19 protein-coding genes are annotated in these 26,133 nt (G+C 72.2%); 11 read left to right on the top strand and 8 right to left on the bottom strand.

All coding sequences use genetic code 11. The features are described from left to right. Nucleotides 1-26 precede the first annotated feature (26 nt). The gene (locus tag IF46_RS0114515) at nucleotides 27-962 is read right to left on the bottom strand and encodes an SDR family NAD(P)-dependent oxidoreductase (RefSeq protein WP_030488862.1); all 936 of its coding nucleotides are present in this window, start codon (nucleotides 960-962) and stop codon (nucleotides 27-29) included. Nucleotides 963-1,114: 152 nt separating this feature from the next. Here IF46_RS0114515 and IF46_RS0114510 point away from each other — a divergent pair, with 152 nt between their 5' ends. From IF46_RS0114510 to IF46_RS0114500, 3 genes are all read left to right on the top strand, one after another. Next, nucleotides 1,115-2,455, top strand: a complete 1,341-nt coding sequence (locus IF46_RS0114510) for a low temperature requirement protein A (protein WP_030488861.1) — start codon at nucleotides 1,115-1,117, stop codon at nucleotides 2,453-2,455. Between the two features lie 93 nt (nucleotides 2,456-2,548). After that, nucleotides 2,549-3,025, top strand: coding sequence for a hemerythrin domain-containing protein (locus tag IF46_RS0114505; protein ID WP_030488860.1), 477 nt, complete (start codon nucleotides 2,549-2,551; stop codon nucleotides 3,023-3,025). Nucleotides 3,026-3,184: 159 nt separating this feature from the next. Next, complete coding sequence (locus IF46_RS0114500) at nucleotides 3,185-4,084, top strand: TIGR01777 family oxidoreductase (RefSeq protein ID WP_030488859.1); 900 nt, start codon at nucleotides 3,185-3,187, stop codon at nucleotides 4,082-4,084. 93 nt (nucleotides 4,085-4,177) lie between these two features. Here the strand turns inward: IF46_RS0114500 and IF46_RS0114495 are convergent, their stop codons facing one another. After that, complete coding sequence (locus IF46_RS0114495; protein WP_030488858.1) at nucleotides 4,178-5,401, bottom strand: PHB depolymerase family esterase; 1,224 nt, start codon at nucleotides 5,399-5,401, stop codon at nucleotides 4,178-4,180. Nucleotides 5,402-5,593: 192 nt separating this feature from the next. Between IF46_RS0114495 and IF46_RS0114490 the strand changes: the two genes are divergently transcribed. Both IF46_RS0114490 and lipB read left to right on the top strand, forming a co-directional pair. Continuing rightward, on the top strand, nucleotides 5,594-7,426 hold the full coding sequence (locus IF46_RS0114490; protein ID WP_030488857.1) for a hypothetical protein: 1,833 nt from the start codon (nucleotides 5,594-5,596) through the stop codon (nucleotides 7,424-7,426). Nucleotides 7,427-7,493: 67 nt separating this feature from the next. Further along, nucleotides 7,494-8,135, top strand: a complete 642-nt coding sequence (lipB, locus tag IF46_RS0114485; RefSeq protein ID WP_030488856.1) for a lipoyl(octanoyl) transferase LipB — start codon at nucleotides 7,494-7,496, stop codon at nucleotides 8,133-8,135. A 55-nt stretch (nucleotides 8,136-8,190) separates the two neighbouring features. On the opposite strand, the gene aspS is transcribed toward lipB, so the two are convergent. Beyond that, nucleotides 8,191-9,477: an aspartate--tRNA(Asn) ligase gene (gene aspS / locus IF46_RS0114480; protein ID WP_030488855.1), complete on the bottom strand. Its 1,287-nt coding sequence runs from the start codon at nucleotides 9,475-9,477 to the stop codon at nucleotides 8,191-8,193. Nucleotides 9,478-9,929: 452 nt separating this feature from the next. Between aspS and lipA the strand changes: the two genes are divergently transcribed. The 3 genes from lipA (at nucleotide 9,930) to IF46_RS0114465 (ending at nucleotide 13,478) form a co-directional block, all read left to right on the top strand. Then, entirely contained in the window at nucleotides 9,930-10,925 is a 996-nt protein-coding gene (lipA, locus tag IF46_RS0114475; RefSeq protein ID WP_084597910.1) for a lipoyl synthase, read from the top strand. 53 nt (nucleotides 10,926-10,978) lie between these two features. Then, on the top strand, nucleotides 10,979-12,643 hold the full coding sequence (locus IF46_RS0114470; RefSeq protein ID WP_030488853.1) for a hypothetical protein: 1,665 nt from the start codon (nucleotides 10,979-10,981) through the stop codon (nucleotides 12,641-12,643). Nucleotides 12,644-12,791: 148 nt separating this feature from the next. Further along, entirely contained in the window at nucleotides 12,792-13,478 is a 687-nt protein-coding gene (locus tag IF46_RS0114465; RefSeq protein ID WP_030488852.1) for a DUF4191 domain-containing protein, read from the top strand. A gap of 249 nt (nucleotides 13,479-13,727) precedes the next feature. Here IF46_RS0114465 and IF46_RS0114460 read toward each other — a convergent pair whose 3' ends face one another. Beyond that, nucleotides 13,728-14,126, bottom strand: a complete 399-nt coding sequence (locus tag IF46_RS0114460) for an RDD family protein (RefSeq protein ID WP_030488851.1) — start codon at nucleotides 14,124-14,126, stop codon at nucleotides 13,728-13,730. A 263-nt stretch (nucleotides 14,127-14,389) separates the two neighbouring features. On the opposite strand from IF46_RS0114460, the gene glnA reads away from it, so the two are divergent. Next, on the top strand, nucleotides 14,390-15,814 hold the full coding sequence (gene glnA, locus IF46_RS0114455) for a type I glutamate--ammonia ligase (protein ID WP_030488850.1): 1,425 nt from the start codon (nucleotides 14,390-14,392) through the stop codon (nucleotides 15,812-15,814). A 481-nt stretch (nucleotides 15,815-16,295) separates the two neighbouring features. Here glnA and mptB (IF46_RS32540) read toward each other — a convergent pair whose 3' ends face one another. Beyond that, the gene (mptB, locus tag IF46_RS32540; RefSeq protein ID WP_420063570.1) at nucleotides 16,296-17,981 is read right to left on the bottom strand and encodes a polyprenol phosphomannose-dependent alpha 1,6 mannosyltransferase MptB; all 1,686 of its coding nucleotides are present in this window, start codon (nucleotides 17,979-17,981) and stop codon (nucleotides 16,296-16,298) included. A gap of 83 nt (nucleotides 17,982-18,064) precedes the next feature. Further along, nucleotides 18,065-19,465, bottom strand: coding sequence for a polyprenol phosphomannose-dependent alpha 1,6 mannosyltransferase MptB (gene mptB, locus IF46_RS0114440; protein WP_030488849.1), 1,401 nt, complete (start codon nucleotides 19,463-19,465; stop codon nucleotides 18,065-18,067). A 44-nt stretch (nucleotides 19,466-19,509) separates the two neighbouring features. On the opposite strand from mptB (IF46_RS0114440), the gene IF46_RS0114435 reads away from it, so the two are divergent. Next, complete coding sequence (locus tag IF46_RS0114435; RefSeq protein ID WP_030488848.1) at nucleotides 19,510-21,165, top strand: hypothetical protein; 1,656 nt, start codon at nucleotides 19,510-19,512, stop codon at nucleotides 21,163-21,165. 5 nt (nucleotides 21,166-21,170) lie between these two features. Here IF46_RS0114435 and IF46_RS0114430 read toward each other — a convergent pair whose 3' ends face one another. Both IF46_RS0114430 and IF46_RS0114425 read right to left on the bottom strand, forming a co-directional pair. Then, nucleotides 21,171-24,224 carry a bifunctional [glutamine synthetase] adenylyltransferase/[glutamine synthetase]-adenylyl-L-tyrosine phosphorylase gene (locus IF46_RS0114430; RefSeq protein WP_030488847.1) on the bottom strand — a complete coding sequence of 1,018 codons (3,054 nt, stop codon included), beginning with the start codon at nucleotides 24,222-24,224 and terminating at the stop codon, nucleotides 21,171-21,173. Then, nucleotides 24,224-24,991 (bottom strand): type 1 glutamine amidotransferase, encoded by a 768-nt coding sequence (locus IF46_RS0114425; protein WP_030488846.1) that lies wholly within the window; start codon nucleotides 24,989-24,991, stop codon nucleotides 24,224-24,226. Before IF46_RS0114425 ends, IF46_RS0114430 begins: the two co-directional genes overlap by 1 nt. Nucleotides 24,992-25,169: 178 nt before the next feature. On the opposite strand from IF46_RS0114425, the gene IF46_RS0114420 reads away from it, so the two are divergent. After that, on the top strand, nucleotides 25,170-26,105 hold the full coding sequence (locus IF46_RS0114420; protein ID WP_030488845.1) for a S66 peptidase family protein: 936 nt from the start codon (nucleotides 25,170-25,172) through the stop codon (nucleotides 26,103-26,105). The last annotated feature ends 28 nt before the right edge of the window (nucleotides 26,106-26,133 follow it).

Below are 26,133 nucleotides of genomic sequence, written 5' to 3'. Positions count from 1 at the left end.
ACCGGGGCACCCTTTCGTTTGTAGTCTCAGCCCTTCAGCAGGGCGGTCGAGACCTGCCAGAGTCGCTCGGCGGCCTCCGGGTCCAGCGCGTACGCCGCGACACCCGTCCGCCCGCCGGGCTGGGCGGGGGCGGCCTCCTGGCAGTCCTCGAAGTAGCGCCCGCCCACCCCGTCCAGCAGCGGCGAGGCGGCGGCCAGCACCGAGGTGGCGGCGCCCTGCTCGACGGTCTTCCAGGCCGCCGCGTTCCCGGCGCGCAGCCGGTTCAGCTCCTCCTCGCTGACGTAGCGCTGGAGGTTGGTCCGGATCGCGCCGGGCATCAGCGAGTTGGTGAGGATGCCGTCGTCGGCCCAGAGCCGGGTCGCCTCGACGGCGAACAGCACGTTGGCCGTCTTGGACTGCCCGTACGCCTGCCACGGCTCGTACTCGCGGTCGTCGTACTGGATGTCCTCGAAGACCACCGGCGAGCGCAGGTGGGCGGCGGAGCTGACCGAGACGATCCTTGCCCCGTCGCCCGCCGCGAGCGCCCGACGCAGCCCGGTGGCGAGCGCGAAGTGCCCCAGGTGGTTGGTGGCGAACTGCATCTCCCAGCCCTGCGGGGTGCGGGACAGGGGTGCGGCCATGATGCCGGCGTTGTTGACCAGGATGTGCAGCGGACCGTCCCAGTTGGCGATGAAGTCGGCGACCGATCCCTGGTCGGCGAGGTCGAGCGGGGCGACCAGGACGCGGTCGTTGCCGGTGCTGCCGGTGATGTCGTCGGCGGCCTGCTGGCCGGCGTCGGGGTTGCGGACGGCCAGGGTGACCTCGGCGCCAGCGCTGGCCAGGGCGCGGGCGGTCTCCACGCCGATCCCGGACGATCCGCCGGTGACGATCGCCCGCCGCCCGACGAGGTCCACGCCCTGGATCACCTCCATGGCAGTGGAGTTATGGGCGAACGAAGTCGTGATTGGGTTGTTCGTCGTCATTATCCGTCCTTGTCCGGTCTGGGCACACCGCCCGGCCCCTGCGGGAGGCCGTGGTCCGGGTGTTTCCCCGACCCGGAGCACAGGTAACGCTGGAACCCGCCGCCATCGCCGTTCGGGCCTCCGACCAGGCCGGACGCTGCCAGAGTGGGGTCGTGGGCGGCTACCGGCGGCGTGGTGGACAGCTCGGGCCGGCAGTCCCGATCGCTCCCGGTGCCCGGGTGGACAAGTTCGAGGTCTTCTTCGATCTGGTCTTCGTCTTCTCGTTCTTCATCATCACCCGCGCGACCGCCGCGAACATCTCCGGCCGGCAACTGCTGCACGCCGGCCTGGTGCTCACCGTGCTCTGGTGGATCTGGGTGGTGCACAGCCTGGTCGCCACCCGGGTCCGGCTCGGCGAGGGTTACGTCCCGGTGCTCATGGTGATCGCGATGGTCGCCCTGTTCGCGTTCGCGCTGGCGCTGCCGCAGGCGTTCAGTGACCCGAAGGGGAGCGCTGGCGGCCCAATGCTGGTGGCCATCAGCTACGTCGTGGTCCGCGGCATCCACTGGGCCCTCTATCAGCACGTGGTCCGGGACAGCCCGCAGGAGCGTCGCCAGCTCCGCCGTTTCGCCCCCGAACTGGCGGCGAGCATCGTCCTGCTGCTGGCCGCCGCGCTGGTCCCGACCCTGATCGACGACCCGGGCCGGGCGGCGCTCGTCCGCGACGGGCTGTGGATCGCCGTGGTGTTGGTGCAGTACGCCACCGGCTTCATCGTCGGGACCTGGGGCTGGGGGGTGACCAGCGCCGAGCACTGGACGGAGCGCTACGACCTCATTCTGATCATCGCGCTGGGCGAGTCGGTGATCAGCACCGGGGTGGGCGGCAACCTGCTCGGCAAGCCGGTCACCTGGCCGGCGGTGGCCGCCGCCGCGCTCGGCATCGTGGTCACCGCCGCCCTCTGGTGGGCGCACTTCGACTTCATCGGGCCGGCCGCTCGGATCGCCCTGCACGCCGCGGAGGGCGCCCCCCGGGTGGCGATGGCCCGCGACGCGTACGCGTACCTCTACCTGCCGATGATCGCCGGGGTGATCCTCTTCTCGATCGGCAACGAAGAGATCCTGCACAAGATCACCGATCCGGCCGGTGGGATCGCCGAGAAGGTCGAGGGGCCTGCGGTGCCGATGCTCTTCGGCGGGCTGATCTGCTACTTCGCCGTCAACATGCTCTTCCAGCTACGCACCCTGCACACCGTCAGCTGGACCCGCGTCGGCGTCATCGTGGTGCTCACGGCAGCCCTCCCGGTCGGCCAACACCTGCCGGCACTGGGCGCGCTCACCCTCGCGACCGTGATCTGCGTGGCGCTGGTGGCCGTGGAGGTGGTGGTGATGTCGAAATCCCGGCACGCGCTGCGGGCCGCCGTCTTCCAGGAACGGACCAGCCACGAAGCCCACGAGGCAGCCTGGCGTGCACGCTGGCACAACGTCCCGGAGCCCGACGAGCCGACCACGCCGTGATCATGGCCAGCTAGAATCCGGCGCAGCGTCGCGGTGCACCCGGCACGAAGGCCGTCGTGGGCATGGAGGCGCGCGGACAACAAGGGGACGCACGTGCACCCCACCGGCTCACCGGCCGGCCGGCTTGCCGCCGTCGGCAATCAGATGATCGAGATCCACCTCTGGCTCAGCGCGGAGCTGGCCCGCCTGCGGGAAAACCTCGACACTCCGTCCCGGGACTTACGGGCACACTGCCTGACCTTCTGCGCCGCGCTGGGCCGACACCACACCGGCGAGGACTCCGGCGCGTTCCGGCTGCTGGCCGACGAGGTTCCCGAGCTGCGCCCGGTCATCGAAAATCTGATCGTCGACCACGAGGTGGTGGCGGGAATCCTGGAACGGGTCGAGGCGCTGCTGTCCAACGACACGGCGATGCCCGTCGCCCAGGTGCGCGCCGAGTTGGACGGGCTGGCCGCACTGCTGGAGTCACACTTCCGCTACGAGGAGAAACGGCTGGTCAGCGCGTTGAACGCCCTCACCGGCCGCCCCGGCAGGCCCGAGGATCTCCTAGGCCCCGCCCCAAGGCCCTAACTCCCCACCCCATTCCCCGTCGATCTTGCACTTACTGTCCCGACAAAGTGGACTTAGCTGGGTATAACGGCAACACAAAGTACAAGATCGGCGCGGGGTGAGGCACGGGGTGCGGCACAGGGCGCATCCGGAGGCGAGGGTTTGGGCGAAGATGGGGGTATGCGGATCCTTCTGGCTGGCGCGTCCGGCTTCCTCGGCACCCGGCTGGCCGACCGGCTCGTCAGCGACGGGCACCAGGTCACCCGGCTCGTCCGTCGGGTGCCGCGCGGGCCACAGGAGCGCCAGTGGGACCCGGCCGCCGGGCATCTCGACCCGGCCGTGGTCGCCGAGGCCGACGCCGTGGTCAACCTGGCCGGCGCGGGCGTCGGCGACAAGCGCTGGAACGACGACTACCGGCGGTTGATTCGCACCAGCCGGGTGGACAGCACCACGACATTGGCGACCACCCTCGCCGGCCTACCGACCGCCGACCGACCGGCGGTGCTGCTCAACTCGTCGGCGGTCGGCTGGTACGGCAACACCGGTGACCGGGCCGTCGAGGAGGACGCGCCGGCCGGCGAGGGCTTCCTGGCCGACGTCTGCCGGGTGTGGGAGGCCGCGACCCGGCCAGCCGAAGACGCCGGGGTACGCGTGGTGCGGCTGCGCACCGGCCTGCCGCTGCACCGCGACGGCGGCCTACTCAAGCCGCAGTTGCTGCCGTTCAAGCTGGGCATCGCCGGCCGGCTGGGCAGCGGCCGACAGTGGCTGCCGTGGATCTCGATGGCCGACTGGCTGGACGCGACCCTCTTCCTGCTGAAGCACGACAACATCGCCGGCCCGGTCAACGTGGTGGGACCGAACCCGGTGACGAACGCCGAGTTCACCCGCGAACTGGCCCGGCAACTGCACCGCCCGGCGGTCATCCCGATCCCGGCCCTGGCGCTCAAGGTGGCCCTCGGCGGCTTCGCCCACGAAGCCCTGACCAGCACCCGAGTCCTCCCCGGCGTCCTCACCCGAGCCGCCTACCGCTACAAGCACCCCACCCTCCCCCAAGCCCTAGAAGCAGCCCTGACCCCCTGACCCCCGCCACCATTGGCGTTGATCAAGAGGTCTGCGTCAGATTCCGGCTTCCGGATGACGCAAACCTCTTGATCAACAGAGGCAGGGGTGGGATCAGCAGCCGATCACCCAGTAGTTCGGGGCGGTTTGCTTGAGTGCGGTGGTGTAGAAGGTGTTGTACAGGCCCATTCGCTGGTTGGAGCCGTTGGCGTAGGCGTAGCCGCCGGACTGGTACGCCCGGCCGGCCGCCACGTGCGCGTAGTTGCTGGCCGTTACGCAGGTCGGCGGCGTGGTCGGGGTCGGGGTTGGGGTCACCGTCGGGGTCGGGGTTGCCGTCGGGGTTGGGGTGGGGTTCGTGCCGCCGCTGTTCAGGCCGAAGAAGAGCGCGTCGCGGTACGTCGAGCAGATGGTGTCCAGGAAGTACGCCCCGGCGGTGCCGCACTGCTCAGCCCCGGAACCCGGGTCGACCGGGGTGCCGTGACCCATTCCGGAGATCCGGTAGAGGCGCACGTCGTCGTTGCCGTACACCTCCAGGCTGGTGTTGCCGGGCAGGGACGACGTGCTGGTCGGGGTCTGCGACACGCCCCGCACGTTGGTCCACTGGTCGCGAGACTCGGTGCCGTTGAGCGGGGTGACGGTGGTGTCCGAGGTGCCGTGCCAGATGGCCACCCTGGGCCGTGGGCCGGTGTAGCCGGAGTACGCGCCGCGGACCAGGTCACCCCATGCGGCCGGGGTCTTGTCCGCACCCGGGTTCATGCAGCTGAACGCGTTGACCATGCTGGTGGCGCAGCGGTACGGAATCCCCGCGATGATCGATCCGGCGGCGAAGACCTCCGGGTAGGTGGCCAGCATGACCGCGCTCATCGCCCCGCCGGCGGAGAGCCCGCTGACGAAGACCCGGGAGCCGTTCACCCCGAAGTTCGCCTTGGCGTGGTCGACCATCTGCTTGATCGACAGCGCCTCGCCCTGGCCTCGGGTGGTGTCGGAGGACTCGAAGAAGTTGAAGCAGGAGTTGGCGTTGTTGCCGGCGGGCTGCTGGGCGACGATCAGGGCGAACTTCCACTGGTCGGCGTACTTCTGCCAGCCGGAGTTGGCGAAGTAACCGGAGGCGTTCTGCGTACACCCGTGCAGCAGGACGACGGCGGGCGAGTTGGCCGGCAGGCTGTCCGGTCGGTAGGCGTACATGGCGAGGTTGCCGGGGTTGGAGCCAAACCCGGTGACCTGGGTGAGGGTGGCGGCCGCCGCGGGTGCGGCGATGGCGACCGCGCCGGCGGCGGCGAGGGCGATCCCGGCGGCCGCACCGAGCAGCCGGGTGAGGATGGACGAGGAGCGGCGCACGGCGGCCTCCTGAAGGGGCAGACTGTGAACTGGGTCACGGTCGAATTGCCAGGACGTTACGACGATGTGTCACCGCGATGACATGGGGCACGCTCACACATTTACGACGGACGCTGTGTACGCCGGAAGGGGAACACACCACAACCGCCGGTCTGACCGGCCCGTCCAGGTCCGGTTGGTAACGTCCGCTGCGTGCCGTCCTCCCCGTCGCTGGCCACCGGGCCCGCACCCACGTCACCGCCGCGCGTCGTCCGGGACCGCCGGGCCGACCTGATCGTCGTGCTGGTGGCGCTCGCGCTCGCCGTGTGGGTGACAAGTGGGCTGTGGCGGGACCCGAACGTCCGCACGATCACCGTCAACTCCAGCGACCAGGCGCTCTTCGAGTGGCTGCTGGCCTTCGGCGGGCACGCGGTCACCCACGGGGACAACCCGCTCTTCACCTACCTGATCAACGTCCCGGACGGGGTGAACCTCGCGGTCAACACCTCGATCACGGTGTACGCGGTGGTCTTCGCCCCGCTGACGTACCTGATCGGGCCACCGGCGACGTTCCTGGTCATCCTCACCTTGAACCTGTTCGCCACCGCGCTGGTCTGGTACTGGTTGCTCTCCCGGCGCCTGGTCCGCAGCCGGCTGGCCGCCGGGGTCGGCGCCCTGTTCATCGCCTACTCCCCCGGCATGGTGTCGCACGCAAACGCGCACCTGAACTGGACCGCCGGCTGGCTGGTGCCGTTGCTGATCTGGCGGCTGTTCGCGCTGCGCCGAGCCGGGCACTGGCTGCGCGACGGGGCGATCCTCGGCGTGCTGGTCGCGGTGGCCTTCTCGATCGCCGCCGAGGGGCTCTTCTTCACCGCGCTGGCGCTGGGGGTCTTCGTCGCCATCTGGGCGCTGCACCCGGTCAACCGGGCCGAGGCACGCACCGCGCTGCCTACCTTCCTGCGCGGGCTCGGGGTGACCGCCGTGGTCGCCGGCGCACTGCTGTCGTACCCCTTGTGGTTGCACTTCGCCGGGCCGCAGCGGTTCCACGGCACCGGCTTCGACCCGGTGATCCACTCCGAGGACATCGCGGCGTTCGCCGCCTTCCCGCGCCGCTCGCTGGCCGGCGAGGCGGGATTGGGCACCTCGCTGGCACCGAATCCGACCGAGGAGAACTCGTTCTTCGGCATCCCGCTGCTGGTGCTCACCGTGGTCTGCTTCGTGGCGCTCTGGCGGCGGGCCGACGCGCACCGCCGGGCCACCCTCTGGGCGCTGGGCGCTCTCGCGCTGATCTTCACGGTGCTCTCCTTCGGCCCGGTCGCCAAGGTCGACGGGCGGCGCACCGACCTCCCCATGCCGTTCGACCTGGTCGGACAGTTGCCGGTGGTGAACGCCGCGTTGCCGGCCCGACTGGCGCTGGTGGTCGTGCCGGTGGTCGGGCTGCTGCTGGCGTACGCCGTCGACCAACTGCGCGCCACACCACCGCGGCACCGCTCCACGGAGTTGGCCTGGCTGCTCGGTTTCGCGGTGGCCCTGGTGCCGCTGCTACCCACCCCGCTGCTGACCGACGAGCGGGAACCGATCCCGCGGTTCATCACCTCCGGCACGTGGCGGGACTACGTCTCACCGGACGGGGTGCTGACCCCGGTGCCGCTGCCCGTGGACATCTACCCGGACGGCCAGCGCTGGCAGGCGTACGCGTTGTCGCACCGGCAGGGCGAGTTCAAGATCCCCGGCGGCTTCTTCCTCGGCCCCGGCGGGCCGGACGGGCGGGGTCGCATCGGCCCGGTGCCACGCACCCTGAGCGCGTTGATGGACCAGGCCGGGCGTGACGGGCTGGTCCCCATCGTCACCGACGGCACGATCCGGGAGGTGCAGTCGGACCTGCGGCACTGGCAGATCGAGACGGTGGTGCTCGCCGACGAGGTGCACGGCGCGAAGTTCGAGATCGACGAGGGGGCGTTGCTGCGGACCGGCACCGCCCTGTTCGGCGAGCCGCAACGGGTCGACGACGTCTGGCTCTGGCGGATCCCGCCGGCCGACCGCTAGCCGGGCGAAGCGGCGGTGAGGCGGCTCACCAGGGAAGATCCCCGGTAGCGGGGCTAGGCTGGACGCCGTGACAACGACGACCCCCGGCCTGACGGCCGTCCGTGCCGGCCTGCTCGACTACCAGGCCGCTTGGGACGAGCAGCGGCGCCTGCACGAGTCGGTGGTGGCTGGCGAGCGCGGCGACACCGTGCTGCTGCTGGAGCACCCGAGCGTCTACACCGCGGGCAAGCGCACCGAACCGTGGGACCGGCCCATGGACGGCACCCCGGTCGTCGACGTGGACCGCGGCGGCAAGATCACCTGGCATGGGCCGGGGCAGCTCGTCGGTTACCCGATCGTGCGGCTGCCCGACCCGGTGGACGTGGTCGCCTACGTGCGCCGCACCGAAGAGCTGCTCATCGACGTGTGCGCCGAGTTCGGGCTGACCGCCGGCCGGATCGAGGGGCGCAGCGGGGTCTGGGTTCCCGAGGACGATCGCGGGCCGGCCCGCAAGGTGGCCGCCATCGGCATCCGGGTGGCCCGGGGCGTCACCCTGCACGGCTTCTCGATCAACTGCGACTGCGACCTGACGTACTTCGACCGGATCGTGCCGTGCGGCATCCGGGACGCGGGCGTCACCTCGCTCACCGCCGAGCTGGGCCGCCCGATCAGCGTCGCCGACGTGCTGCCGGTGGTCGAGCGCCGACTCGCCACCCTCATCGCGGTCTGAGCGACATCGAGGTCTGAGCAGCGGCCCCCGGCGACAACGCCGGGGGCCGCTCTGCTCACGGGGTCAGCCGGTGCAGGTCGCGCGGGAACGCGGTGACCTCCCGGATGTTGGCCGCGCCGACCAACCGGGCCACGAACCGTTCCAGGCCGATGGCGAAGCCGCCGTGCGGCGGCATGCCGTGCCGGAACGCGTCCAGATACTCGGCGACCGGCTCGATCGGCTCACCCCGGGCCGCCAACGCCGCCAGGTAGTCGGCGTGCCGGTGCAGCCGCTGCCCGCCGGTGACCAGCTCCAGACCACGAAAGAGCAGGTCAAAACCGTTCGAGTACGCGGGCCGCGCCGGGTCCGGGTGGGTGTAGAACGGCCGCTTCGCCATCGGGTAGCCGGTGACGAAGAGGAAGTCCGACCCGTGTTCGCGGCGAGCCCACTCGCCCAACGCCCGTTCGTGGGCGGGTGCGAGGTCCGGCTCGTCGGCGGGGGCACCCGCGATCGTCAGCGCCTCGGTGAAGTGCACCGCCGGAATCTCGACCGGCACCTGCGGCGGCGTGACGCCGAGCGTCGCCAGCGCCGCGCCGGCTCGCCCGCTCACCGCGTCCAGCATTTCGGCCAGGGTGTCGCGCAGCACGCGCATCACGTCCCGGTGGTCGGTGACGAAGCCCAACTCCGCGTCGAGCGACGTGTACTGCGCGAGGTGCCGGACGGTGTCGTGCGGCTCGGCCCGGAAGACCGGCCCCACCTCGTAGACGCGTTCGAAGACGCCGACCATCAGCTGCTTGTAGAACTGCGGCGACTGGGCCAGGTACGCGGGCCGGCCGAACCAGTCCAGCGCGAACACGTTCGCCCCGCTCTCGGTGCTGGAGCTGACCACCTTCGGCGTGTGGACCTCCACGAAGTCGTGAGCGTCGAGTGCGGCCCGGAACCCGGCCACCGCTGCCGCCGAAATCCGCAACGCGGCCGACCGGGTCGGGTGCCGCAGCGCGGTGGACGCGTTGTCCAGCTGGGTGGGCAGGCTCGCGGTGAGCGCCGGCCGGTACAGGTCGAACGGCGGTGGCACGGCGGGCGGCCCAAGTGGACGTACCGTCGGGTCGGTCAGCTCGACCCCGGCGGGCGCCGTCTCGTTCGCGGTGACCGTCGCGGTGACCTCGACGACCGTCTCCTCGGTGAGTTTCTCCAGCTCAGCGCGGACGGCCGGGTCGGTGACGACCACCTGGGCCAGGCCGGCGGCGTCCCGCACGATCAGGAAGGCCACCGACTTGAGCAGTCGGCGGCGGTGCACCCAGCCGGCGATCCGCACGGTCGTGCCGATCTGGGCGGGCAGTTGGTGGGACAGGGTTCGTTGCATGGCGTACTGCTCCTCGGTCGATCGCCACGCCGTCGCCGCCCTAGGGAAGCGATGCGTCGCATCAGCCCCAGGGAGGTGTGGGCGAGCGGGAACCTCGCGGTGCCACCACACCTTCGCCCCCGCCGAAGCGGGAGCCTCTTTCGTCGCCTGATGACCGGGGCCAGCCGGGCGGGCTCTACTGGGCACGGGTGACCCGCAACCGTTCTTCCCGCAGCTCGGGAGGGTCTTCGCGCGCCGGCGCCAGACCGCCTCTCAGCACCGGCGGCTCTCTGCACTGGCGGGTCGGGCGCTACTCGGCTCCGTCGTCGCTGTTGGCGGAGAACCTAGCACCCGATTCCCCCGTCTGTGACGCCCTTTTTCGACTGTCCGGTGTCCGGCGTCACAACGTCTGGGGCGTGACGCCGGTCGCCTGACGCACATAGACACCCACCGTCCGGCGTAGGCTCGTTTTCGTGACGATCGAGCACTCCGCGCCGACGACCGGCCAGGCAGCGCGCACCGCAACGGCGGCCCCCGAGGGGCGGCGTCTGCTGCGTATCGAGGCACGCAACGCCGAGACGCCGATCGAGCGTAAACCGCCATGGATCAAGGTCAAGGCCAAGATGGGTCCGGAGTACACCCAGCTGCGCGGGCTCGTCTCGCGCGAAGGGCTGCACACCGTCTGCCAGGAGGCCGGCTGCCCCAACATCTACGAGTGTTGGGAAGACCGGGAGGCCACCTTCCTCATCGGCGGTGACCAGTGCACCCGGCGCTGCGACTTCTGCCAGATCGACACCGGAAAGCCGGCCGAGTTCGACGCCGACGAGCCGCGTCGCGTCGCCGAGTCGGTGGTCTCGATGGGGCTGCGCTACGCCACCATCACCGGCGTCGCCCGCGACGACCTGCCCGATGGCGGCGCCTGGCTGTACGCGGAGACCGTCCGACAGATCCACGCCCTGCAGCCCGGCTGCGGCGTCGAGCTGCTGATCCCGGACTTCAACGCGGTGCCCGAGCAGCTGGCCGAGGTCTTCGGCTCCCGTCCCGAGGTGCTGGCCCACAACGTGGAGACCGTGCCGCGCATCTTCAAGCGCATCCGGCCGGCGTTCCGCTACGACCGCTCGCTGGACGTGATCCGGCAGGCGCGCGCCGACGGCCTGGTCACCAAGAGCAACCTCATCCTGGGCATGGGCGAGGAGCGGTCCGAGGTGTCGCAGGCGCTTCGCGACCTGCACGAGGCCGGTTGCGAGCTGATCACCATCACGCAGTACCTGCGCCCCACCCCCCGACACCACCCGGTGACCCGCTGGGTCAAGCCGGAGGAGTTCGTGGAGCTGCGCGAGGAGGCCGAGGAGATCGGCTTCGCCGGGGTGATGAGCGGGCCGCTGGTGCGCTCGTCGTACCGGGCCGGTCGGCTCTACCAGCAGGCCGTCGACGCCCGCGCCGCCGCCGCGGTCGTCACCGCCAGCTAACGCCGCCGGCAGCGCCGCACGGCCGTTCGGCGCCCGGGTGTCATGATCGTGGGATGACCGTCGGCGTACGCGAGCAGCCGCGCGGCGCCGACTCCCCGCGCCCGCGGCCCGGCGCACGCCCCGGTCTGGTCGGCTGGCTCACCGGGTTGGCCGTGCTCGCCGGGGTGGGTTACCGCCTCTGGCTGCTGCTGCACGCCACGCCGCCGACGAACAGCGACGAGGCCACCATGGGGCTGGCCGCGCTGCACATCGCCCGGGGCGAGGGCTTCCCGGTCTGGTTCTACGGCCAGCACTACATGGGCACGCTGGAGGCGTACCTGGCCGCGCCGGTGTTCGCCCTGAACGGTGGGCCGTCACTGCTCGGTCTGCGGCTGCCCACGCTCGCGCTGTACGTGGTGTTCCTGCTGCTGGCCTGGCGGTTGACGCTGCGGCTGACCGGGGACCGCTGGTTCGGGCTGCTGGTGGTGGCGCTGCTGGCCCTCGGCTCCGACCGGATCATCAAGAACCAGCTGATCGCCGGCGGCGGCTACCCCGAGATGAACGCGGCCGGGGTGGCGCTGGCAGTACTCGCCGTGGACCTGGCCACCGGCCGGCGGTCGACCGACAGCGGGCGACCCGGCTGGCGGTTGGCGCGCTGGGCATCGTGGGGGTTCCTGGCCGGCCTGATGCTCTGGGTCGACCCGCTCGTGCTGCCGTACGTCGTGGCGACCGGGGCGGTGCTCGTCGGGTTCTGCCGACGGGAGCTACGGGGGGCGGCCGGGGCCCTGCTCGGTGCGGCGGCCGTGCTGGGGGCGGCCCCGCTGCTGCTGCACAGCCTGCTGAACGGGCGGAATCCGCTGCACGCCGTGCTCGCCGCCAGCGGTGCGAACGCCAGCGCGGGCTGGGCGGACCGGCTGCACGGCGGCCTGGTGCTCGGCCCGTCGCTGGGCATGGGCTTCTGCGCTCCCGGGCAGTGCGCCACCTGGCAGCTCTGGTGGGCGCTCGCCCTGCCGTTGCTGCTGGCCATCGCCGGCGCCACCGCCTGGCGCACGCTGCGTCGACCCCCCTCCGACGCTGCCGGTCCTGCCGGCCCGGTGGGCCGGGTCTCGGCGGCGGTCCGGCTGGCGCTCGTGCTGGCCGCGGTGGCCACCCTCGGCGCGTACACCGTGAGCAGTTCCGCCGGGCTGACCCCGGTGGAGAGTTCCCGCTACCTGTCCTGCCTGCTCATCTCCCTCCCGGCGCTGCTCTGGCCGGTATGGGCGGCGGCCCGGCACGGTCTGCGCCGGTCGGCGACCGGTCGGCGCGGTGTCGGGTCGACGCTGGCCCGCCCGGTCGCGGTGGTGCTGCTCGCCGCCACGCTGGGCACCGCCGCCCACGCCACCTGGCGGGCAGCAGAGACCGTCCCGGCGACCCGAGCCGCTGAGGCCCGGCACACCGAGTTGGTGAGCACCCTGCGCCAACTCGGCGTACGGCACGTGCGCGCTGGCTACTGGACCTGCAACCGACTCACCTTCGCCAGCGCCGAGCAGGTGGTCTGCGCGGTCGTCGACGACAACCTGCGCCCCGGTTTCGACCGCTACCCCGCGTACCGGCGGGAGGTGGACAGCGCGACGGCACCGGCCTGGGTCGCGCCGGCTGGCTCGCCGCTGGCGGAGGTGCTCGACGAACGGCAGCGCAGCACGCCGGGCAGCCTCGACCTGGTCACGATCGAGGGTTGGCGCATCTACCTGCCGCGCTGATCCGGTAGCCGAGCCTTCGCGCGGCGGCCTCGAAAATCAGCGTCGTTGCCGAACCTGCCGGGCTCCTTCGGTGGCGTCGTCGTCCTCAGCTGCCCCGGCACCCGGACGCGGATCAACGGGGCCAGCGGCGACCACTAGACTCTGCGGCATGGCAAAGCCCCAGGAGAAGGTCTCGTTCGGCCAGCGGCTGAAGCAGATCGGGATGGTGTTCCAGTTCACCGCCAAGCAGGACCGGTGGTTCGCGCCGTTGGTCGCCGCGGCGGTGCTGCTCCCGCTCGCGCTCACCGTGGTCGCCGTCATCCTCTGGGGCTGGATCTGGCTGCCGCTGGGCATCCTGTTCATCCTGCTCGCGGTGCTGATCGTGCTCAACCTGCGGTCCAACAAGGCGATGATGAACGCCGCCGAGGGGCAACCCGGCGCGGCGGCGCAGATCATGGAGAACATGCGCGGCGACTGGCGAGTCACCCCGGCGGTCAGCTCGACCACCCAGATGGACATGGTCCACCTGGTGATCGGCCGCCCGGGCGTGATCCTGCTGGCCGAGGGGAACCCGCAGCGAGTGCGCGGCCTGCTCGGCCAGGAGAAGCGGCGGCTGTCCAAGGTCATCGGCTCCGCTCCGCTGCACGACTACGTGATCGGGCAGGAGGAGGGCGAGCTGCCGATCCGCAAGCTTCGGACGACGCTGCTGCGCCTGCCCCGCGCCCTCTCCGGCAAGGACGTCAACTCGCTGGACAAGCGACTCAAGGCGCTCACCGCCCGGCCGCAGATGCCCAAGGGCGCGATCCCGAAGAACATGCGGCCGCCAGGCGCCTCCCGCCAGTCGCGGGGCCGCTGACCCCAGGTGTACGCGTAGAAAGGAGCCGGACCCACACGGGTCCGGCTCCTTTGCGTACACCCTCATGCCACCCGCCCCAGCGCGCCGGCCGCCTCGGCACCCTCATGCCCCCGCCCCCAGCGCGCGGAACCAACCAAGATCGTGCTCGATCCTTGATGCAGTGGCCTCGTGCGTGGCGGATGCCACTACATCCCGGATCGAGTGCGATCTCGCGGGTCGCGGGTCGCGGGTCGCGGGGTTCCGGGTCGGTCAGCCGCGGGGGGCGTCGACGATGACCGAGTCGGCGAGCCGGTCGTGCAGGCCGCGACGGTGCTCGTCCATGATCAGCGCGGGGACGACGAGGGCCAGCAGCAGGCCACGGATCAGCCCCCGGAGCACGCCGATCCGGCCGCCGTCGTGCCAGTTCACGCAGCGGACCTTGGTGATGTACATGCCCGGCGTCTGCGCGAACAGGCCGAGGAAGATGCCGTACTCCAGCACCAGCACCAGCACCGGCGCCCAGCCGTCGCGTACCGGATCGGCGAAGAAGTTGGACACCAGCAGGCAGAGCACCCAGTCGCTGATCAGCGCCCCGAACCGTCGCCCGAGGGTCGGCGGAGTGAAGGTGGGGTCGGTGGCCGGCGCTGCCGGAGCGTGCGGATTGGTCACAGCGGTCAAGGGTATCCGCGCCGGGATGAGGGCTCGCCGGGTGCCGTCGCCACTGTGTGCCGATTCAGGCCAAAGGCATCAGATGTCATTACACTGGCACAGTCGGTACGGCGTTCCTGGCGGGCCGGAGACGTGGACAGGAACGTCACTGACGCTCCGCGAGCGACGTAACACGGCAGAAACAACGGAGACACGGCCGGGCAACCGCCTGGCCATAGCGTCGCCAGAAGCCTAGCCACCCCGTGGACGTGCCAGGAGGATGTGTGTTCGCCAATCCCGAGGAACTGCTGCGATACCTCAAGAACGAGGACGTGAAGTTCGTCGACGTTCGCTTCTGTGACCTGCCCGGCGTGATGCAGCACTTCAATCTGCCGGTCGAGTCCGTCAACGACGACCTCTTCACCGACGGCCTCGCGTTCGACGGTTCGTCGATCCGCGGTTTCCAGGCGATCCACGAGTCGGACATGCTCCTGCTCCCGGATGTCGCCACCGCGTTCATCGACCCGTTCCGCGCACAGAAGACTCTCGCGCTCAACTTCTTCATTCACGACCCGTTCACCCGCGAGGCCTACAGCCGCGACCCGCGCAACGTCGCGAAGAAGGCCGAGGCGTACCTGGCGGCGAGCGGCATCGCCGACACCGCCTATTTCGGCGCCGAGGCGGAGTTCTACATCTTCGACTCGATCCGCCACGAGACCTCGGCGCACCAGTCGTTCTACTACATCGACTCGGTCGAGGGCGCGTGGAACACCGGCCGCGAGGAGCCGGGCGGCAACCTCGGCTACAAGACCGCGTACAAGGGCGGCTACTTCCCGGTTCCGCCGGTCGACCACTACGCCGACCTGCGTGACTCGATCGTGCGCCGGCTCGTCGACACCGGCTTCAACGTGGAGCGCTCGCACCACGAGGTGGGCACCGCCGGCCAGTCCGAGATCAACTACCGGTTCTCGACCCTGCTGCACGCCGGTGACCAGCTCCAGCTCTTCAAGTACATCGTGAAGAACGAGGCGTGGGCCAACGGCAAGACCGCGACCTTCATGCCCAAGCCGCTCTTCGGTGACAACGGCTCCGGCATGCACACCCACCAGAGCCTCTGGCTCAACGGTGAGCCGCTGTTCTACGACGAGACCGGCTACGCCGGCCTGTCCGACATGGCCCGCTGGTACATCGGCGGTCTGCTGCACCACGCGCCGTCGCTGCTGGCGTTCACCAACCCGACGGTCAACTCGTACCGCCGCCTGGTGCCGGGCTACGAGGCGCCGGTCAACCTGGTCTACTCGCAGCGCAACCGCTCCGCCTGCACCCGCATCCCGGTGACCGGCAGCAACGCCAAGGCCAAGCGCGTCGAGTTCCGCGTGCCGGACCCGTCGGCCAACGTCTACCTGGCCTTCTCGGCCATGATGATGGCCGGCCTGGACGGCATCAAGAGCAAGATGGAGCCGCCGACTCCGATCGACAAGGACCTCTACGACCTCCCGCCGGAGGAGTGGGGCGACGTCAAGCAGGTGCCGGGCTCACTGCCGGCCGTGCTCGACTCGCTGGAGGCCGACCACGACTACCTGCTCGACGGCGGCGTCTTCACCCCCGACCTGATCTCCACCTGGATCGACTGGAAGCGCGCCAACGAGGTCGACCCGGTGCGTCTGCGCCCGACCCCGCACGAGTTCGCCATGTACTACGACTGCTGAGCAGTCAGCTGCACGACGACTGCTGAGCAGTCGCTCGAACACCGGCCGGGCCGGCTCCGCTCATCGCGGAGCCGGCCCGGCCCGTTCCCGCCCCACGCCAACGCCTCCCAGGGGTGCACCACCAAGATCGTGCACGAATCCGGATGGCAACACCGTCGCGTCAGCGATTGTCGGCCAGGTCAAGGGGCCCCCTGGCACCCCCCAACACCCAGGTCCGTCGCTGCGCCAACGCCCCACCCCCGTCGATCTTGCAGTTTCGGTCGCCGATGCGCGCGGAATGCCCACTTTTGTCGCCACAGCAACCGCAAGATCGCGCAGGAGGGGCGGCCTGGCCTCGTCGATCATGGAGTTATGGTGCCTGGTTTGGCGTGATAAATGTACTTTGTCGCCCACCACAGCTCCATGATCGACGGAGCAGCAACGGGTTGACGAGCGAACATTCCCTCTAACGCAACGGGCCGGCCACCAGGGGCGACAGGGACTACATCCACGTTCGAGCGCGATCTTTGCGGCGGGTTGGACCCCGCAGGCGTGCGGTGGCGAGTACGAGCACGCCCAGGAGCAGGGCGGTCATCGCCACCGCGCCGGGGGCCTTGGTGAAGCGGGCCAGGTTGGTGCCGTCGGGCAGGGCGAGGAACGCCGCCACCGCCGTCGGTAGCACGAACCATGTCGTACGGGCGGCGGTGAGCGCGAGCAGCGCCAGCGGCCAGGTGGCGTACCAGGGGTGGAATACCGGTGACAGGACGATGGTGGCGACAAGCGCCAACGCCGCACCCCGCAACGCCACCCGAGCCTGTGCCTGAGCCACCGACGGGGACGCCACAGGCGAAGGCGGCACAGGCGGAAGCTGCACCGGGCGAGCCCTCGTCTCGGCCTGGGCCATCCCCGGCCCGACGTCGTTCGACTCGCGCAGTGTCTGCCAGGCCCGCCACCAGAGCACCACCAGCACACCGGCGAGCAGGACCAGGGCGACCGCCCGGACCGCCGGCACCGCCCCGGGATCCCGGCCGAACAGCGCACCGGCGTAGTCCACCACCAGGCCCACGGCAGTGGGTGGCGACGTCCACTGCTCGGAGTCCCCGCTGTGGGTGAGCCCACCCACCCAGCCGAATCCGAGGCCGGACACCGCCGAGGTGACCAGCAGCGCGGCGAGCAGCCCGCCGGCCAGCCAGCCGCCGTCGCGCAGCAACGCCCCTACGGTGTGACGACCCCGCACTGCGGCCAACGCGGCGAACGGCGCGACCACCACGGCACTGGCCTTCACCGTCACCGCCAGCCCGAGCAGAACACCGGCGACCAGCAACGTCGCCGGCCGACCTGGTCGACGGAGCACGATCAGCAGCCCAGCCAGCAACAGGCCCAGCATCACCGCGTCGTTGTGTGCGCCGGCCACCAGGTGCACGCCGATCAGCGGACCGGCCAGCGCCAACCACGCCGCCCGCCGCACCGGCACACCACCCGCCCACCCGGCAGACCCCCCAGCCGTCACCCCAGCCGTCACCCCAGCAGACCGCCCCGTCGGCACCCCAGGAGAACGCCCCGTCGACACCCCAGCAGAGCGTTCATCCGCCATCCCGGCGGCCCGGGCCAGAGCGGGCAGGCAGAACGCGGCCAGCAGTAGCCCCGCCACGGCGATCACGCGCAGCAGGATGACCGTTCCGGTGAGCCCGCCGCCGAGGCGCACCGCGAGCGCCGCGAGCTGTACGAACACCGGCCCGTACGGTGCCGGGGTGTCTCGCCAGATCGGCGCCACCGCGTCCACCCACGGGCAGCCGGCCGCTGCCACCCCCACGGTGTACGGGTCGACGCCGTGCGCGTACGTCCAGCCCTGGCAGGCGTACGAGTAGACGTCCCGGCTGCCCATTGGCGGCGCGAGCAGCAGCGGTAGCGCCCACAGTCCGGCGGTGACGTACGCCCAACGGGTCGACGGCACTCCCCAGCGCAGCGACCACCACGCCCCGACCAGCAGCGCGGTGCCGACCAGCCAACAGGTAAGCGTCGCGGGGCCGCCCGGGGCTCGCCAGATCGACTCAGGTGTCGCGCCGAGCGGGGCGTCAGGCAACGCCCCACCGAGGTATCCGGCCACGGCGAGCAAAACCGCGCCAACCAGGCCCGCGTACCGGGCACGACGCGCGGCCAGGCCCGCGTACCGGGCAGCGCCGGCCAGGCCCGGGTACCGGGCGGAACGCCCGGCCCGTCGACCAGCCGGTGGGGGCGACGCGCCGGGAGCGGTCACCGGCGCACCTTCCCTCAGTCGGCGGCGACCGGCTGACGGGCCGCCCGAGCCGACCGTACCAACCGGATGACCAGCACAATCACCAACAGCGTCATCAGTGGCGCCCCGACCGTCTTGGTGTAGCGGGGCAGCCCGGTGCCGTCGGGCAGCACCAGGAACGACGCGATCAGGGCGACCACGGTGAACCATCCGGTCCGACGGGCGGTGGCCGCCAGCACCGCGAGGGGCCAGATCCAGTACCAGGGGTGGAACAGCGGCGCGAGGGCGACAGTGGCGGCCAGCGCCAGTGCGGCGTACCAGAGCGGATCGCGGGTGCGGGCTCGCCACCAGAGCCAGATCAGCAGCAGCGCCAGCACCCCCATGCCGATGCCCCGGGTCACCGGCAACGCGTCGATGTTCGCGCCGAAGGGCACCGCCAGGTAGCCGACGGTCTGCCCGACGGCGGTGGACGGTGAGGTCCAGGCGATCACGTCGCTGCCTCGGGCCAGCCCGCTCACCCAGCCGAAGTCCAGCCCCGCCGCGTAGGTCACCCCGGCCACGACGGCGACCGCGCCGCCGACCACCCATCCGCCGTACCGGATCAGGGCCCGGACCGAGTACCCGCCGACGATGGCGGCCAGCGCCGCGAACGGCACCACGACCAGCGCCGTCACCTTGATCGCGGCGGCCAGCCCGAGCAGCGCGCCGCCGGCGAGCAGCGGCCCGGTGCGGCCGGGCCGGGCGGCGATCACCGCCAGCCCGGCGACCAGGAGCCCGACCATCAGCGCGTCGTTGTGGGCACCGGAGACGAGGTGTACGGCGACAAGCGGGCAGCCCAGCGCCAACCAGACCGCCCGAGGGGCGGGTACGCCGGCTCGCCGAGCCAGCACCGGCAGGGTGAACGCGGTCAGCGCCACCCCGGCCACCGCGATCAGCCGAAACGCCACGATCGCGCCGGTGAGTGAGCCGGTGGCGGTGACCACCGCTCCGGAGAGCACCACGAACAGCGGCCCGTACGGCGCCGGAGTGTCCCGCCAGATGTACGAGATGGTGTCCAGCCAGGGGCAGGGCAGCGCGGAGACGCCCTGCTCATAGGGGTTGATCCCGGCGGCGTAGCTGGCGCCCTGACAGGCGTACGCGTACACGTCGCGGCTGGCCAGCGGCGGCGCGATCAGCACCGGCAGCAGCCACAGCCCAACGGTGATCAGCGCCCAGCGCGTCGACGGCACCTGGTCCCGCAGCGACCACCAGGCGTACGCCATCAGCGCGGTGCCGACCAGCCAGGCGGCGATGACCAGCGGCCCGTTCGGGCCCTGCCAGATGCTGACCGGGGTGGGGCGCAGGGGTGCCCCGGGCAGGGCACCGCCGAGGAACGCGGCGACGGCGAGCAGCGCCGAGCCGGCCAGTCCGGTCCAACGCGCGAGGTGGTGAGGCACGCCGGACATGCTGCCAGTACGGTGGTCGCGGTACGGAGGTGGGCATGCGGCGCAGTCGGGTGGTGGCGGTGGCCACCGGTTCCGCCGTCGTGCTCGGCGCGCTCTGGCTGGCCCTGCCGCTGATGGGCTCGGACCTCGCCGCGCAGGTCGCCCGGGCCGACTTCTTCGCCGCCCACGGTCCGACGCCGGTGGATCTGCGCTGGTACGGCGGGGTGCAGCAGTTCGGCTACAGCCTGGTCTCCCAGCCGGTGATGGCGTTGCTCGGCGTCCGGGTGACCGGAGCATTGGCTCTGGTGGCGTCGGCTGCCGCGCTGGCCGCGTTGCTGACCCGTAGTCCGGTGCCCCGGCCGCTGCTGGGCAGCCTGGTCGGGGTGGTCACGCTCACCGGCAACCTGGTCTCCGGCCGGGTCACGTATGCGCTGGGGGTGGCGTTCGGGCTGGCTGCCCTCCTCGCGCTCACGCTCGGCCGCACCGCCGCGCACCCCGAAACCCACGCCGCCGCGTACCCCGAAAGCCACGCCGCCGCGTACCCCGAACAGGCGCGAACGGGCGGGCGGACGCTGTCACGGCTCGGGCTGGCCGCGGTCGCCGCGTTGCTGGCCTCGGCGACGAGCCCGGTGGCCGGTCTCTTCGTCGGCCTGGTGGGGGTCGCGTTGCTGCTCAGCCGCCGGTACGCCGACGGTGTGGCGCTCGGGGTCGCGGCGGCCGTGCCGCTGGCCGCGACCGCGCTGCTCTTCGGCGACGGCGGCTGGATGAACATCAGCCGCACCGACACGCTGCGCGCGGTGCTGACCGCTCTGGTGGTGGCCGCTCTGGTCGCGTACCGGCCGGTGCGGTTCGGCGCGCTGCTCTGCGCGGCGGGGGTGCTCGCCGCCGCCCTGGTGCACACACCGGTGGGGTTGAACGCCACCCGGTTGGTCACGATGTTCGCGCTGCCGGTGCTGGCCGCCGCCGCCAGCCCGCCGGGTTGGCTCACCCGCCGGGCGGCCGGGCTCACCCGTGCCCGGCTCGTCGGCGGGGTCGGCCTGACCGCGCTGCTGGCGGCGGTCTGCGTCTGGCAGCCGCCGGCGGTCCCCGCCGACCTGCGCGGGATCGGCGACCCGACCAGCACGCCCGGCTACCACGCGCCGCTGCGCGCGTTCCTGGCCGGGCAGCGGCTCACCGGGCGGGTGGAGGTTCCCCCGACGCGCAACTACTGGGAGGCGGCGCGGCTCGGCGAGGTGCCGTTGGCCCGGGGGTGGCTGCGGCAGGCCGACATCGACCGCAACCCGCTGTTCTTCACGACCGTGCCCGGCGCGACCGGCACCGGCGTACCACTGAACCCGGACAGCTACCGGGCCTGGCTGACCGACAACGCAGTGCAGTACGTGGCGCTGCCGGACGCCCCGCTGTCCTGGGTGGGACGGGCCGAGGCGGAGCTGGTCGAGGGCGGTTTGCCGTACCTGACGCCGGTCTGGTCCGGCCCACACTGGCGGGTCTGGGCGGTGGCCGACCCGCTGCCACTTGTCGCCGCCCCCGCCGAGCTGGTCCGCCTCGATGGCGCCACGGTGACCTTCCGGGCCCCGAGCGCCGGCCCGGTGGCGGTCCGGGTGCGACACAGCCGCTGGCTGAGCGCCTCCGGTGACGCCACCGTCACCGCCGACGGCGACTGGACCACCGTCGTGGTCCCCCACCCCGGCGAATACACCCTCGGCAGCTGACGCCGCTACCCCTCCAGCACGCGCTGCGCGGCGGCGCGCGAGCGGCGGCCGGTGCGCAGGTACTCGTCGAGGAACTCCCCCGGATCGTCTCGACCGAGCAACCGGGCCACACCGGCCAGCTCCACCCCGTGCCGGGGCAGCTGGTCGCCGGCCCGGCCCCGGACCAGCATCAACGCGTTGCGGACCTGCGCGGCCAGAGACCATCCGGCGGCCATCTCCGCGGCGTCCACCGGGTCGACCAGGCCGGCCCGCTCGGCCGCCGCGAGGGCATCGAGAGTACGCGTGCCGCGCAGCGCCGGAATCGCCCCGGCGTGCCGGAGCTGGACGAGTTGCACCGCCCACTCCACGTCGGCCAGCCCGCCGCGACCGAGCTTGGTGTGGGTGGCCGGGTCGGAGCCCCGGGGCAGCCGCTCATTTTCCACCCGGGCCTTGATCCGCCGGATCTCGATGACCTGCTCGCGGGTCAGCCCGTCGGCCGGGTAGCGCACCGGCTCGATCATCGCCTCGAACTCGGCGCCCAGGTCGGCGTCACCGCAGACGAACCGGGCACGCAGCAGCGCCTGCGCCTCCCACACCCGCGACCAGCGGGCGTAGTACGCCGCGTACGCCGCGAGGCTGCGCACCAGCGGACCCTGGCGGCCCTCCGGGCGCAGGTCGGCGTCGACGCCCAACGGCGGGTCCGGGGCGGGTACGCCGAGCAGTCGGCGCAGCTCCTCGGCGATCGCGTGCGCGGCGGCGCTGGCGGCGCTCTCGCTGCTGCCCGGCGGCGGGTCGTAGACGAAGAGCACGTCGGCGTCGGAGAGGTAGTTCGACTCGTACCCGCCCAGCCGACCCATGCCGATCACCGCGAACCGTAGCCCGGCCGGCGCGGGCTGGCTGGCCTGAGCGGCGCGCAACGCGGCGGCCAGGGTGGCGTCGGTGACGTCGGCGAGCGCCGTACCGACCTCGGTGATGTCGGACAGACCGGGGGCCGGTCGGTTGACGCCGTCCGGCGGGGTGGGGCTGGGAGCGAGCGCGCCGTCCGGCCGAGTGGGGCTGGGTGCGAGCGCGCCCGCCCGGCAGAGCACATCGGCGCAGGCCACCCGGACCAACTCCCGCCGTCGCAGCGCGCGCACCGCGCGGGTGGCCTCGACCGGGTCGGTGTGCCGGGCCGCCGCCGCCAGGAACCCCTCCCGCAGCACCTCGCGGGAGCGTGGCACCAGCTCGTTCTCCTCGGCCAGCAGCCGCAGCGCCTCCGGGTCGCGGGCGAGCAGGTCGGCGACGTACCGGGACAGGGCGAGGACCCGGGCCAGCCGACGGGCGACCGGGCCGCCGTCGCGCAGCAGCCGCAGATACCAGGGCGTGCTGCCCAGCTTGTCGGAGACCTTCCGGTAGTTGAGCAGCCCTCGATCCGGCTCCGGCGCGTCGGCGAACTCGCTGAGCAGCACCGGCAGCAACGTCCGCTGGATGGCCGCCGTGCGACTCACCCCGCCGGTGAGCGCCTGGAGGTGACGCAACGCCCCGGCCGGGTCGGCGAAGCCGAGGATCTCCAGGCGATTCCGGGCCGCCTCCGGGGTGAGTCGCAACCCGTCGGCCGGCACCCGGGCCACCGACTCCAACAGCGGCCGGTAGAGCAGTTTGGCGTGCAGTCGGCGTACCTCGGTGGCGTGGGTGACCCACTCGGCCCGGAAGCTCTCCACGGCGCTGCGCCCCGGCGTGGCCGTGAAACCCAGCGCGGCGGCGAGCCAGCGCAGCGCGCCCGGATCGGCGGGCACGGTGTGCGTACGGCGCAGGCCCTGTAGTTGCAGCCGGTGCTCGACGCTGCGCAGGAAGCGGTAGCCGCGCAGCAGCGCCTCGCCGTCGGCCCGACCGACGTAGCCGCCGGCGACGAGCGCGCGCAGCGCCGGGATGGTGCCGGGGCTGCGCAGCGTCTCGTCGCCGCGACCGTGCACGAGTTGCAGCAACTGGACGGCGAACTCGATGTCGCGCAGGCCGCCGGGACCGCGCTTGATCTCGCGTTCCAGCTCCTTCGGCGGGATGTGGTCGATGATCCGGCGGCGCATCGCGCGGACGTCCTCGACCGCCTCGGGTCGTTCGGCCGCCCGCCAGACCAGCGGCGCGAGCTGGTCGATCCACTCCTGGGCCAGCGGCAGGTCACCAGCGGCCGGGCGGGCCTTGAGCAGCGCCTGGAACTCCCAGGTGCGCGCCCATCGCCGGTAGTAGGCCAGGTGGCTGGCGAGGGTCCGCACCAACGGGCCGCGGCTGCCCTCCGGGCGCAGCGCGGCGTCCACCGGCCAGGCGACCAACCCGCAGATGGAGATCAGCCGGGTCGCCACCAGGGTCGCGGCGGGCAGGTCCGCGTCCTCGGCGGCCACGAAGATAACGTCCACGTCGGAGACGTAGTTCAGCTCATCGCCGCCACACTTGCCCATCGCCACGACCGCGAGCCGGGGCCGTTCGCTGCCCTCCGCCAACTCCGCGACGGCAATCTCGTACGCCGCGGAGAGCGTCGCGTCGGCCAGCGCGGAGAGCGCTGCCATCGTCTGCTCCAGGCCACGCCCGCCGGTCAGGTCGGCCGCCGCGATCCGCAGCAGCGCCAACCGGTACGCGGTCCGCAGCGCCGCCACCGGGTTGTCACCGTCGGTCGGCTCCAGCCGCCCCTCGGCGAGCGGGGCGAGCCCGTCCGGGGCGGTCCGCAGCGTCAAGGCCTGCTCAGGATGGGCCACCAGATGGTCACCGAGCGCCGCCGACGCACCGAGCACCGCGATCAGCCGTCGCCGCAGGCCAGGGTCGGCGTGCAGCTCCGCAAGCAGCGGCGACTCGCCGCTGCCTTCGGTCGTGCGGCGTTCGGCCTCCACGATGCGGTGTAGCTGGCGCAGCGCCAGGTCCGGGTCGGCGGCCCGGGACAGCGCGGCGAGCAGCTCCGCAGCCAGCGCGTCGGCCGGCTCCTGCTCCTCCAGCCGCCACAGCCGCAGCCCATCCGGGCCGAGCAGGTCCGCGGCGCGTGCGCCGCCGTCGCCTTCGGCGGTGCCGAAGCCGTACCGGGCGAGCCGGCCCGGTGCCCTGGTCGGCCGGCTCATCAGTGCCCGAGCAACGGCAGGCCGCGCCGCATCGTGCTGTCGTCCAACTCGCCGAGGGCCAGCGCGGCGAACCGGGCGGCGAACGGCTGCCAGACCTCCTCGATGTCGGGCAGCACCGAGGCGCAGGCCGCGACCACCAACTCCGGGTCGTAGCCCAGCTCGGCGAGTTGGGTCGAGTCGGTGGCCCAGCCGGCGATCATCGCGGCGTCGCACTCGATGTGGAACTGCAACCCCCACGCCCGGTCGCCGAGCCGGAACGCCTGATGCGGGTAGCGGGTGGACGCGGCCAGCAGGGTGGCGGCCCGAGGCAGCTCGGTGATCTCGTCGGAGTGCCACTGGAGCACGTCCGGGATCAACGGCACGTACCGGAACAACGGGTCGCCCTCGGCGGCGTCGCGCCGGCCCACCACGCCAGGGCCGATCTCCGGCCCGGACGGGCTGCGCTCCACCAGCCCAGCGTGCGCGGTGGCGAGCAACTGCGCGCCCAGGCACACCGCCAGGGTCGGCACCCGGTGCCGGACCGCCTTGCGCAGCAGGCCCTCCACGGCGGGAAACCAGGGTGCGCCGGGCGAGCCGTCCGGCAGCGGGTACGCCTGTTGGTCGCCGCCGAGCACCACCAGCGCCGCGTACCCCTCCAGGTCGGCGGGGAGCTCGTCGCCGGCGTGCGGGCGAACCACCCACAGCTCCAGCCCAGCCTCGGTCAGCCACTCACCCAGCCGGCGCGCGTCGTCCGTCGGGTCGTTCTCGATCACCAGCGCGGTTGCCACCCGTCGAGGCTAGCTGGTACGGCACGCGCTGCCACGCCCCGGCACAAGCGATGCCGCCCGGGCGGCCTCCCACCGCCCGCGCGGCCTCCCACCGCCCGCGCGGCCTCCCACCGCCCGCGCGGCCTCCCACCGCCCGCGCGGCCTCCCGACGACGGTGGGGTCGTTAGGCTCCTCGATTGTGATCAGCGAGGACACCGCCACCGTCCGCCCGCCCGTGCTGCGCCCTGGTGACCCGGTGCTGCTGGTGTCGCCGTCCGGGCCGACCTCGCCGGAGCGGGTGGCCCGGGGCATGGAGCTGCTCACCGGTTGGGGTCTGCGCCCGGTACCGGCGCCGAACGCGTACGCCCGCCACGGCTACCTCGCCGGCACCGACGACCAGCGCGCCGCCGACCTGAACGCGGCCTTCGCCGATCCGGAGATCCGCGGAGTGATCTGCACTCGGGGCGGCTACGGGGCCCAGCGGATCGTCGACGCCATCGACATGGCCGCCGTCCGCCGCGATCCGAAGGTGGTGGCCGGCTTCTCGGACATCACCGCGTTGCAGTTCGCACTGTGGCGGGGTGCCCGACTGGCCGGGGTGCACGGCCCGGGGGCGGCCTGGCGCGACGAGCGGACGCCGCTGCGTTCCGCCGAGTCCCTGCACGCGGCGCTGATGACGACCGAACCAGTGTCGATCACCGCAGTGCCCACCGAGGAGACCTTCGGCGTACGCGTCCCGGGTCGCGCCACCGGCACCCTGCTCGGCGGCAACCTGTGCATGATCGCTGCGTCGATCGGCACACCGGACCTGCCCGACCTGACCGGTGCGGTGCTGCTGATCGAGGACGTGCAGGAACCCCCGTACAAGGTCGACCGGATGCTCACCCACCTGCGCCGGGCCGGCGCGCTGGACGGACTGGCCGGAGTGGCGGTCGGGCAGTTCACCGACTGCGGCGACGGCTGGGACACCACGATCGTCGACGTGCTCACCGAACGCCTCGGCGACCTCGGCGTACCGGTCCTCGGCGGCCTCCCCATCGGCCACGGCCCCAACCAACTAACAGTCCCAGTAGGCACCGAAGCAACCCTCGACACCACCACCGCCACCCTCACCACAGCCCCCGCAGTCCACTAACCCACCCCCACACCCCACCCCCCCCCCC

Origin of the sequence: Micromonospora chokoriensis (genome assembly GCF_000718555.1) — a bacterium.
Lineage (GTDB): Bacteria > Actinomycetota > Actinomycetes > Mycobacteriales > Micromonosporaceae > Micromonospora > Micromonospora chokoriensis_B.
Note: the sequence above shows the minus strand (reverse complement) of the source record. Positions and strands in the feature narration are given on the sequence as shown.